Below are 11325 nucleotides of genomic sequence, written 5' to 3'. Positions count from 1 at the left end.
ACGCCTTAAGATGGCCAAAGCCTATCCCAAGCCGACTTCCAAAGAGTCATAACCTCTGTGCAGAGGTACTAGCTGAATCCGTCGGATTTCCTACGGCAAGTCACGCCGCGCGAGGTGTCGACCCTGGCAATGGCGCGAATCTCACCGATCCTGATGAAACTCTGGAGGCGCGACAGGCCCGCTGGAATACCGCAGACGAAGAGGTAGGTTATTCCGTAGCATTGCGTGCAGAGTCCGCCGCGGCTGAGCGGGCGCAAAAGCTGTTCGAAATTTTGATGGAAACCCCCGTCGTGTCACTCGCCGACGTTGCAGCCAAACTTGATGCTATAATTGAGGAGGGCCAGCCCTCCCCTGACGATGATGAGCTTCCCTGGCCTCAGATCCGGTCAATCTTGTTGGACGTGCGTCTGATGAAGCCAATCGCCGGCCAAGCTATGGTCGCCCCTAACCCATAGCTGCTACAGCCGAAGCGCTTCAGGCGGCGCGGTTTACCTAAACGTCAAACAGGCTGCTCGGCCCTCTGCCGATCTCATCGATGATGTTGGGCGGGAATACATGGATACGCATTTGGGCCGCTAGCGGCCAGTCAGCTTTTTGAGTAAAAGCGCGATATGCGAACGTCCTGTCTTTGTCCGACAGCCGAAAAAAGATTGGTGTCGTAAAGCTCTTTCCTGCACCCGATTAAGTGGCACTTGGACACCATGTAGAGGTTTTATGTTTTCCCTGGGATGACAACATCGAGGATGATCTTTGGGCTGCCGGCCCAAATGCGAGCGCAGTGCAGTGCAGGTGCGTCCAGCAACAACAATACCGTTTTGACTTCGCGACCTTGGGACGGAAGAATGGTACCAACTCCGTCGCAGACAAAGAGCCGAACACCGAGACCTCTGAAAAACTCGGACTCAAGAGCAGCGAATCTTCAGACGGTGAGCAATGATTCATGTTGATTATCGGACAGACAGCGCTTCACCTTGCCATGACTGACGACTACCAGGCAGACCAGACTAAATTGCCGCAGACCGGTACTGATCGGAAATTTTGAATGCGAGAGAAAAAACTTGACCGATAGCCCTGTTGAACGCCCACCCGCCCTGTGGGATCAGGGATGCGCTACAGACGAAATCAGAAACCAATTCGTCATACCATCGATCATCGAGGTCGCCATAGCTGGTCAACATAGTTCCATCATCGATATCGGCTGCGGGAGTGGGTACATAGCTCGTGAGGTCGCGAGTCGTGGCAATCTGAAAGATGTTGAATGGCGTCTACTTGACCATGCCAACGATATGCTCGATTTCGCCCGTTTAAGATCGAGAGACCGAGCCAAAGCTCGGTTTATACAGCATGATCTAACGTTCGACACTAACGAGTTGCCGCAATCTGGGATGGGGTATGTAGCTTACACGTTTCTTGACTTCTCGCTCAACGATGGAATTGCTCTCAATGTCTCCAACTTGATTAAAGAGGGTGGGCAACTTCTGATCTTTATGCCGGATGTCCTCGAAGACGTGATCGAAGCCGCGGGCCAAAATCCCGAGCTGCTAGACGAGTATCGCTCTGGTCACTGTTCGTTGAAGAAAATTGACAAGTTTACATTTAAAAATGTTCTGTTCGAAGCGAATCGCGTCGAGGACATCATTCGACGATTCTTGCGGATCGGGCTAACTCTTACGGATCTTACGACTTTCAAATCTGAAAAAGGCAAATTTCATTATATGCTAAATTTTAGAGTTTGTGCCAGGTTGAGTTGAAGGCATTTCATCGTGAAGCCGATCGCGTCGATCTATATCCATTTTCTCGACCGATACCATGGTCAGCGGGCGTCCGAAGGCAATCACCACAGCCTCGCGACGATCCGTAAAGAGGCGAACCTCGCTTTCCGTCTAGCGCTGATGTTCTCGCAACGCGTGATACTGCCGTGTTCCTCCATCTACGAGTCTGAGCTTTGCAGGCTGACGCTCGACGAATATCCCGAGTTTCGAACTTACGGCGTGATTGGGCTATCTTCTCCGGACGGCAGCATTGAGGAACATCTGGTACGCAAACAGCAAACCTATAATAAGGGTTCGCCTACAGATCTGACGAAGTCCTATCGGCGTCTGCTCGCCAAGGAGGTTCCCGCGTTCCACAAAAAGAAAGGATCAACGACACGTCAGATCATTCGCGCTTGGCGTGACGCCCCAGAAACCAACAATTTGGAGGATTTTCTTCGAGAGGGTGCGTCGCCTGCGGCTCTGGCGCAACTTGAGGGCCTGTGGCCGCAAATTCCGGAGCTTCTCGACGGTCGAGCATTCGTACCCGATCACGTCAACGAAATCTTCGCGCAGCGTCAGGTACCTGTCCGCCCGTCGGCTGCGGCGGAGATCATCGAGCCGGCCTATATTAGCGACTATGCCATGCAGTTCGGCTCAGTCGTATCGGACCTATCTGCTCTGGCAAGCCCATTCGAATACGGTGTCTCCAGCCAAGCAACACTCTCTTACAGAGACCTAGCGCAGCGCCTGAGTCGGTTCCAACTCAATACTGGACTCGAGTTCGCGCCATCTCCTGCGTTGTGGGATGTTTATTGCTCAAAGGAATGGGATGCGCTCGCCGAGCGACTCTTCACGAATACCGCCAATAGTGAGGATCTTGACCTCGCACGCGCGGTCCTTGCAAGATTGACACTCGCGAGCACGCCGCCAAATGGCGCATTCGGCAACGAGGTTAGGCTTTTGGTCGGTTATTCTGGGAAGCCTCCGCCCGTCGCAGCAAATGATCCAATGTCCACTGATCCGGCCACTTCGTCATCACCTGTGGAGCAAGGAGCGAGCACTATGTTCGAACGTAAGTCTGAGACGCTTTTCGCCGCCATCGTCTGCGCAGTCGAGCGAGAGTATAAAGCTTTGATCCAGACCATTCCACCGATTGCGCCCGTGACTGGCAACCAATACTTCACTACCCTAGCCAACGGCCAGCGCGTCCTTGTGCACCGGCTGCAATCGATGGGCAATTACAGCGCCGCAGTCCAAGCGACCCGGCTCATCCAAACCGAGGATCCGGAGAACATTCTACTCGTGGGTATCGCGGGAGGCTTTCCAAACGATGATCGCCGGCTCGGGGACATTCTGATCGCTGACCAAGTCGTCGCCTACGAGCTTGCCAAGCTGAAGGCCAACGCCGTCGAACTACGTCCCCAAGCCTACCGAGCCTCATTCGAACTTGTCGAGGCCGCAGAGGCAGTTTTCAGAAACCGAGCGTGGAAGTCCCGAATAACGGAAATACCTCCTAAGCCACGCCCGGACGGTCCCCAGCATCACATCGGTACGTTGCTCTCGGGAGAGAAAGTCGTCGCGAAGACAGGGTTCCTAGAGGAATTCCGCGCAGCCTGGACGACGATCACTGGCGTGGAGATGGAGGCTGCTGGAGCGATGACTGCCGTTCATCTAAGTGCCAGCCAGCCGCGTTTCATCATGATCAAAGCGATCTGCGATCATGCGGACGAAGACAAAGAGGATGGCTGGCAGCCATATGCTGCCAATGTAGCAGCGGCTTTCGTCGCAGAAATGTTAGTTTCCCCGGAAATGAACAGAAAAGCGACAAAACTTAAGCAACAGGCCCCTTCAGCCACTGCTCTTGCGCACGACGATCGATACAAACTTCTTCTGGCGATGCACGACAGCTGGAAGAAGATCGCAACTTACTTCGACATCCCCCCTGAAGACCGCGAGAATTTTGATGCTGGCGACCAGCCACAAGCTATCTGGCGTTGGCTTAAGTCACGACGAAGGTTGAAGGAACTTCCGATTGCGCTGATGGCTATAGACCGAAAAGATATATTGGCTAGGTGGCCCTCCCTCGCCGAGCAGTTGGATGCTGACAATGGCTGATCATCCGGTGGAAGTCGACAAAAATGCTGTTGCCGATTTCGAGGCTCTGCAGGGGTCGACTTACTGCCCCTTCGCGAAGCGCGCCAAAATTAGGTTCTCGGTACCTTGGAACGACAGTCTCAATTTTGACAGCAACGTAGCGGCGCACGCGGCCGCCCTCATTTCATTTGTTAGTGAGGGAGAAAGCGGTGCCTTTCATGGTTTCGTTAGCCAGATCGTGCTGGGCGAGGACGCTCGCGACTTCGACAGTGTCCGCCAAGCATTCGGCTCGTACCTTCAGGCTCTCTCGCGGCGAGATTCGGACTGTAGGAGGTCTATGGAAGGCGACAAGCTTTCGAGGGACTGGCAATTTAGCTTCAGCGGGATGCGCATGTTTTTGAACGTGTTCGGTCCCTGCTATCCGGACCCGCATTCGAAGTTCATCAACTCGCCCGGCTCGTTCTGGGTATTTTTTCAACCGGAATATTCTTTCGACCTATGTAACATCAATCCCTCCAAGGTGTCGACGAAGGCGACGATCCGGACAGCGTTCCGGGATGCCGGCATGCCCTATGACGGCGCCCAGGTTGACAAGCGCATCGAGGCGCTTCTTTACATGTTCCCGATGAGCCCTAACGATGACCCGGTGCGCTGGTGGGAATAGGTTAACGCGCAATAGGATCTCTGGCGATCAGCACGAATTCCGTTACAGTCTGCGCGCGAGAGATCGGTTTGCCCTGAGAGTGGTGACGGATATTCTCGGACAGGAGATCGACTCGGGCGAACCGCGCGGTCAGCTTTTGGACGAGCTCTTCGATCGAGACGAATCCGGTGTCGCTGTAGCTTAGGACGATTGCGGCGCCGATCTCTGCGCAAGCATCAAACAGTCGGCCGAACTCTTTTCGAGCGGCTGAAGCATTGTACTCAAAGCGTGAGCTAAACCGCTGACTGACCGGTGGGTAACGCCCCGTATGAGACAGTAGCGGATAGTCGTAAGCAATCATGGTATTGAGCAGATGATAATAGCGAGAATATTGTAGCTTTGAGTAGGGCGGATCAAGATAGATCGCCAGTTCGCTCTTTCCGACGCTCTCTTGCGCAAATACTTGGAGTGCTGAGGGCCAGTCGGTCGATGTGGTAGAGGCGGCCCGGTCACTGCGAGGTCGCTCGGCGAACTGGTCGAGCATTCGTTCGAATTCAAACCGCAAGCTACGCGCCCGACGCTCTACTACGTGTTTGAAGGCTCTTACGCTGTTTAGGCTGCGGGGCTGTGCGAAGTGTGGTCCGCTGTTGCAAATGCAGACTGCGGCTAATAGGGCCGCGAGGCAGATCGTGCGTGCATCCGACTCTTTCTGCGTTTCCGTGTCTATGGCCTTACGAATGCTATCGGCGTCGATCGATTGGGCCACACCCAGGTAGACATTCGCATAGCCACGTAGGCAAAGCTGGTAGGGCTCGCCACTGACGGGCCGATATTCTTGCGGCGACAGGACGGACTTGGCGCAGAAGGCTACGTAGCGTGTGCGGTTGACTTCGTTGAACTCGTCGTTGAAAAAGCTCTCTTCTTCAATTACTGAATCGTGCACGAGCTCGCGAAGACGGACGACATTCTCATCGGTGGCAGCGCGAAGACAGGACCTCAATACACGGGCTTTGTCATCGAAATCGACGGATTGCGCCCGTGTCAACACTGCCGCGTAGGGATTGGCGTCATTGGCCGACATGTGGAAGCGCCGGGCGAGGACGCGCGTCACCGAGCCGGTTCCAGACATCGCGTCGAGGATGGCGGCGCCGTCGGATAGGGTCACTGCGGCAGCAGCCCAAATGAACTCGGTTAGCCTCGCCTTGCTGCCGTAGAGCTTAGGGGTAGTCACCGCTTCGGCAGGAGTCAGGCTTCCGCCCAACCTAATTCGGCTCCAGATCTTCTTTACCTCTTCAATGAAGAGTCGGTCGCTCGCGACAACCGCAAGCGCGCAGTCGGCGTCGATGATCGACATGCCGCCGGCGGGCGCAGGCGATTGTTCGAAACGGTCGGCCAGAGCCAACAGTAAGCACTGAAAAACTGAGGGTCGAACATAGTCGGTATTGATGGTGACCGCTAAACCATTTTGCAGCACGAAAAGCGCGTTTGGCCGGCGGCCTTCCGAGGTCTCCAGAGACCGTACGTTGCTGTTCAGCGTCAGGGTGACGTCGAACAGATCCGTAGGGCTCAGCCATTGCCCGGTCGCGATCCTTGACCGGTCGGTTGTCACTCGCTCGGGGATAAAATCAAGAAGATCGGGCATGAGATGGACTCAATGTGACGCGAGAAAAAAATCGCAATAGTTTTATTCTGTACTGGGTATTGAAGCGACGCCACGTCTCGATTGAGTCAGCACGCGCAGGACCTCCACGACGCCGGCGGCGCTCGGATGAGTGCATTGGAACGTAGCGTGGGACTTTACTTCGGGTGGCGCGTTTTCGACTGCGACGCCAACGCCCGCTGCCTCGATCATTTCCAGATCGTTAAAATTGTCGCCGATCGCCATGATGTGTTCGACGGAAATCTTACTGAGCTTAGCGAGTTCATGGATGGCGTGAGACTTTGTCCCTTTTAGCGGAGACACCTCAATGTAGCGACCGCTCGACGTCGTCACTCTCACGACACCCTTGAAAACTTGTGCCAGCTCGGACGTCAGCCGCACACCTTCGATCGGGTCGTTGGCAAGCGCCAGTATCGCGACAAACTTGTCTTGGACCTCCGTCAGGTCGGCCACCGAGACAACTGGCATTCCGTTGAACTCCCGAGCGGGGGCGTCAGCACTCTCAGTATAGACGACCTCGCGAGGTGTAAGGTCGAAGTCGGTCTCGCAGGCATATGCGAGAGTTACGAAACCTAGATCTCGGAAGCGGCGGACGACCGTCATCACCGCCGCCTGCTCGAGGGTGTGCCGGACCATCACCGTACGTTTACCGCCCGAAAGCACTACCGCACCGTTGTAGATGATCATCGGCGGGGTCTTCATGCGGATCGACTCCAACTCCCGGGAGGTCGAAAGCGCGCCTTGATAGGTCCGCCCGGTCGCGAGGGTGAAGCCGATACCGAGTGGCCGCAGCTTCCACAGATGTGCGAGAACGTTCCGGAAATTATCCCTTGCCGGATCGATGAGCGTTCCGTCAATATCCATAACGACCATCTTGATCCTGCGCAGAAGGTCGAGGTCCTTGAGTTCCGGCGTCAGCACGTCAGTGCGCCGCCCTGCGTTCGCACCAATAAATTCTGTGTGCCGCGCGGCCAGCCGCTGCCGCACGGTCGGTCGCGTAGGACCGCACCATCAAATCCTGATGCTTGATCGATCCGACCAGCGAGAGCGTGTCCATAATCTGCTCGTGCGAGATGAGGCCATCGACTGCATAATGCATCAGGATGCGCGGTGCGACGCTTTCTTTGATCAACTGCTGGAAAGCTGCCGAGGCCATGGCAGGTCGGCAGAAATCCGAACGGGCCACGCGCTTTTCGCGCGGAACTCCGCTCTTGCCCAAAGGCTGCGGAGCTTCCCCCCGAGCGAGCGTCTCCGGCAGATGATAGTAGCCGGCATAGTCTCGCGCATTGTAGGGCGGGTCAAGGTAGAGCAGGTCAGTGTCCGATTGCGCTGCGAGCTCCCGCGCGTCGCTGAGATGACAGGTATTGTCTTGGCCGTTGTTGCAAAGCGCCAGCGGCTTAAGAGAAATCGGTCTACGAGCCTTTCTATCCCAGGACTTCAGATAGGCGTAATAGGTGCCTGCAGTGTTCGCCACCGCGTCCACGCCAACGATCAGCGAGGTCAGCAAATAGTCTTCCTCGTCCGAGTGAAGCATGCCGGCAGCGCTCCATTGCTCGATCAAGCTTCGCATTGCATCGATACGCGCGGCGTTCTCCTCAGTAAAAAACATGCGCTGCACTTCGCCGGCGGGCGAGAAATGCGTGGTAATATAACCAGGGTGGCCTTTAAGCGCAGACAGGCGATCTAGCACCCGAAGATGTGGCGGTTGCGCGCCGGCCTGTATCTCTGCAGCTTCATCAAGGCCCGAAAACAACGGCTGCTGGTTCAGCCCTACCAACGCACGCTGGAACCGGTGAGAGAACACCATGAGATCGCCCGTGACGATGCGCAACCCGTTCGCCTTGAAGTAACGCGCGACAGAACAGGTTCCCGCGAAGCAATCGCAGAGCGACGTCGCCTCTGGAGCGTTGCGCTGCACGAACTCCCAGAGGAATGGCAAGGTCGATGATTTGGTCCCGATATATCTCATTACCTAACCAGGGACGCATAGGTGTGCGTCCTCTCGATCACATATAGCTCCCAGCGTTGTTTGCAATGGATCGCGAGTATCCGAAACAGATCGCCGCAGCGGGTCTGACAGCGTGCCTTCGTCGGCGCATTTTTCTTTGCTTGGCCACCATCGGGTCTCTGTTCAGAGCGAGACTGGTGCACTGTGATTTTTCTCATTACCATCATGTGCTCAATTCTCAGACGCAATGCAACGCGTTCGTGCATCGAAGCCACAACAGCGGCTCTTCCTTCGGCGCGGATTGCGACAAGGTTGGCACTGAACTGGCGAGTACATCTATTCAGGAGGCATGTTAGCATGTGCGACACATTGGGCAGCAAGCTTAAGGTCGAGTTCAAGGTACTAGACCAGCGCCTACTCGACTGGGGCTTTCCGGCCTGGGGGAGTGAGTGGGCGGCGGGCCTCGATCTGTTCGCCTGTGTCGACGAGGGTCTCGAAATCAAGGAACAGGCTGCGCCGGTTTTTGTCTCGACAGGTATGGCTTTTCGGATCGGTGACCCGGATTGGTGTGCACTCGTGCTACCGCGGTCAGGTGCCGGTCACAGGGGCCTAATTCACGGAAACACGGTCGGTGTTGTGGACCCAGACTTCGACGGACCCTGCCGGCTATCGCTTTGGAACCGGAACCCGGCGGGCGGACCAACGGACCCCATAGTCGTTGAGCCAGGCGACCGCGTGGGACAGTTGGTGTTCACCCGCATCACTCGGCCGACAATGATCCATGTCACAGCGTTTTCTGCTCGAAGCGAACGTGGAGAGCGCGGTTACGGATTCAGCGGCGCCTAAAGTCTTCCTCAGTCCGTGATATCGAGAAAAGGGTTCTAGAGGCACCGCCGTCATATAGTTGATTGTCAATATAATTTTTGACAACTTGTTTTTCAGATCCGGCAGGTAAGTCATCATCGATTATCTTTTTGAATTTCTCGCCGCTCCAGCCTTTTTTCACCAAGGCAAGTACTTTTCTTCTAGCGGTGTCCATTTGTTATACCGCCTCATCTTCCAGGTTCAATTGGAGAGGCATTGCAAATAGAATCCGTCCTTCGCACCCCGCATCCCAAGATCGCAATTCTCGCTCGTCCGACCGTTTCCATCATGCCACCGCGTCACGCGCCTGATGCTTAAATCCATACCATGCCCCTTTGGTGCGGACTTGCTCATCAAGCCACAAACTACGCTTTCCGCAACCTGGAATTCCCCTTTCGGTCGCCCCGCATCGCCCGGCAACGTCGAAATCCAACGCCGCTTCAGGTGGGTTGTGGATGCCGCCGCTGCTCCCCGAGAAAAATCGGCAAGCGTCTTTGTCGAATCGAACTGGAGGCAGACTGACATCGAGCGAAAAGCTGCTTGACAAACCGCACACTCGACTCCCCCTCCTCACATCAGCGCACGCAACGCTTGGCCGCCTGACCTTTTGTTTATCGCTGATTTTAGGATCGTGCCGCATCGGCCATGGGCCATTATTTGCGCCCGGCGGCTCCATCGTTCCATCAAAAGGCCAATCTGAACGTGGGGAGACGAACCCTTAGGCATTCGATCTAGTCGGGCAGTCCGATTATTGTCCGGCACTATCCGTTTCTACGACTCGTCTCGTCTACGCCTTTCAATTCTCGTCTACAAACCGCATTCATATCCGTGTAACTGCGTGATCCACAGTTCCTTGGTGTGCCCGACCCTGCTGACTGGGAAAGCGATCTGACGCGACAGCACGCAAACTATTGGAGGTTCTGATGGGTGACAAGAAATTTCTGACGGTTGAGGAAGTCTCGGAACGCTATCGGGGGAGCGTCTCCATTGGAACACTGCGAAACTGGCGCGCCATGAAGCTTGGACCCGCCTACATCAAAATTGGGAAAGCCGTGCTGTACCCGGTTGAGGAATTGGTGGTGTGGGATCAGAAAAATACCGTGACGTGCCGTGCGTCAAAACGACTCATCGAGCACGCTGGTGACTAACCGTGACAATCACAATTGAGCATCGTGAACATACCCCACTAGCCGCCACTAATTGCAAGTCTTATTACAGATTATGTTTTAATAACATATAGTTACGAACACGGATCGAATGGTGCATAACCACCCCTCGCATGGCGGCAGAAGCGTTTCGCGATTTCTGGGACAATGCCGATGAGATTGATCTGATCCCACCGGATGACAGGCCGGCTGAAACGTGGCCTCGTTGGACGATTGAACAGTGCCGTCACTTTACCTTCTTGACACGAATATCATCATTGCAGCGCTGAAAGGGCATGCCGAGATACGCAGGCTTGGACTCGGAGCGACTGAGCGCCATGCGGCTTTCAGCTATCGTCCTGGGCGAACTGGAGTTCGGTGCGGAAAAAGCGCCTATGGCGACCGCAACAGGGCGCGACTTAATTGGGAACTACGACACCACCCGCCACTGTGCGAGAATTCGAGCATCTTTTGACGTCCGGGGAACGCCAATCGGTGCGTCGCCAGCCTTCCTGTTTACGGAATATTAGGCCTGTTTTGGCATCATCGATCCGGGCGGCTGAGTAGTGCGTTCCGCCCGCACCCCATTTCAGTCCATGGGGCTGCCCAGCCGCCGGGTGGAGCGGTTTGCTGCTTCGCAGAAACGCCGTTTTTCGACCGATCTGGGACGCCAAGACCTTTCGGTGCTTTCGGTCTCGAGCTGACCGACAGCTACGGGCTCGCCGAACGATGGCCGTTGCTGGCGCTGCGGTCGCCTCGGCGATAGGACAGCCGGCGAAATCATAATTCCGGCTGTCTGCAATCGCCTCACGAGCGTCTTGACTCTCCTATGCCAGGAGCCTATCCCCCGCGTTGTTAGCACTCGCCATAGGTGAGTGCTAAGTTGGTCCGGCATCGCTGGGCAGCTATTGGTTTGTCCGGCGCCGCCGGACGGAGGAACTGTTTCTCACCGTTCTCATCGAGGAAGTAAAAATGGCAAAGTCGAAGTTCCGCCCGCTTCATGACCGCGTGGTCGTTCGCCGGGTCGAATCCGAATCCAAGACCGCCGGCGGGATCATCATCCCGGATACGGCGAAGGAAAAGCCGCAGGAAGGCGAGATCATCGCCGTCGGCTCCGGCGCTCGCGACGAAGCTGGCAAGCTCGTGCCCCTGGACGTCAAGGCTGGCGACCGCATCCTGTTCGGCAAGTGGTCGGGCACCGAAGTCAAGCTCAATGG

11 protein-coding genes are annotated in these 11325 nt (G+C 55.8%); 7 read left to right on the top strand and 4 right to left on the bottom strand.

Annotation, left to right across the window (positions count from 1 at the left end; all coding sequences use genetic code 11):
• The 4 genes from AC07FD_RS29155 to AC07FD_RS29140 all read left to right on the top strand — a co-directional run.
• Positions 1-455, top strand: a 455-nt coding sequence (locus AC07FD_RS29155) for a hypothetical protein (protein WP_478352655.1), incomplete at its 5' end; no start/stop codon positions are given.
• 603 nt (positions 456-1058) lie between these two features.
• The gene (locus AC07FD_RS29150) at positions 1059-1751 is read left to right on the top strand and encodes a methyltransferase domain-containing protein (protein ID WP_478352654.1); all 693 of its coding nucleotides are present in this window, start codon (positions 1059-1061) and stop codon (positions 1749-1751) included.
• A gap of 12 nt (positions 1752-1763) precedes the next feature.
• Positions 1764-3869: a 5'-methylthioadenosine/S-adenosylhomocysteine nucleosidase family protein gene (locus tag AC07FD_RS29145; RefSeq protein WP_478352653.1), complete on the top strand. Its 2106-nt coding sequence runs from the start codon at positions 1764-1766 to the stop codon at positions 3867-3869.
• Entirely contained in the window at positions 3862-4512 is a 651-nt protein-coding gene (locus tag AC07FD_RS29140; RefSeq protein WP_478352652.1) for a YqcI/YcgG family protein, read from the top strand. Before AC07FD_RS29145 ends, AC07FD_RS29140 begins: the two co-directional genes overlap by 8 nt.
• 1 nt (position 4513) lies before the next feature.
• Here the strand turns inward: AC07FD_RS29140 and AC07FD_RS29135 are convergent, their stop codons facing one another.
• Genes AC07FD_RS29135 through AC07FD_RS29125 form a run of 3 tightly spaced genes read right to left on the bottom strand, consistent with a single transcriptional unit; the run spans position 4514 to position 8120 of the window.
• Positions 4514-6133: a hypothetical protein gene (locus tag AC07FD_RS29135; protein ID WP_478352651.1), complete on the bottom strand. Its 1620-nt coding sequence runs from the start codon at positions 6131-6133 to the stop codon at positions 4514-4516.
• A 42-nt stretch (positions 6134-6175) separates the two neighbouring features.
• The gene (locus AC07FD_RS29130) at positions 6176-7072 is read right to left on the bottom strand and encodes an HAD family hydrolase (protein ID WP_478352650.1); all 897 of its coding nucleotides are present in this window, start codon (positions 7070-7072) and stop codon (positions 6176-6178) included.
• 1 nt (position 7073) lies between these two features.
• Positions 7074-8120, bottom strand: coding sequence for a DNA adenine methylase (locus AC07FD_RS29125; protein ID WP_478352649.1), 1047 nt, complete (start codon positions 8118-8120; stop codon positions 7074-7076).
• Between the two features lie 204 nt (positions 8121-8324).
• Between AC07FD_RS29125 and AC07FD_RS29120 the strand changes: the two genes are divergently transcribed.
• Positions 8325-8945, top strand: a complete 621-nt coding sequence (locus tag AC07FD_RS29120; RefSeq protein WP_478352656.1) for a dCTP deaminase domain-containing protein — start codon at positions 8325-8327, stop codon at positions 8943-8945.
• On the opposite strand, the gene AC07FD_RS29115 is transcribed toward AC07FD_RS29120, so the two are convergent.
• The gene (locus tag AC07FD_RS29115) at positions 8932-9138 is read right to left on the bottom strand and encodes a hypothetical protein (RefSeq protein WP_478352648.1); all 207 of its coding nucleotides are present in this window, start codon (positions 9136-9138) and stop codon (positions 8932-8934) included. The genes AC07FD_RS29120 and AC07FD_RS29115 overlap by 14 nt on opposite strands.
• Before the next feature lie 748 nt (positions 9139-9886).
• Between AC07FD_RS29115 and AC07FD_RS29110 the strand changes: the two genes are divergently transcribed.
• Positions 9887-10111: a helix-turn-helix transcriptional regulator gene (locus tag AC07FD_RS29110; RefSeq protein WP_478352647.1), complete on the top strand. Its 225-nt coding sequence runs from the start codon at positions 9887-9889 to the stop codon at positions 10109-10111.
• Positions 10112-11080: 969 nt separating this feature from the next.
• Positions 11081-11325, top strand: a 245-nt coding sequence (locus AC07FD_RS29105) for a co-chaperone GroES (protein ID WP_292539378.1), incomplete at its 3' end; no start/stop codon positions are given.

This window comes from Mesorhizobium waitakense (assembly GCF_056431085.1).
This window is presented reverse-complemented; position numbering and strand designations above follow the sequence as displayed.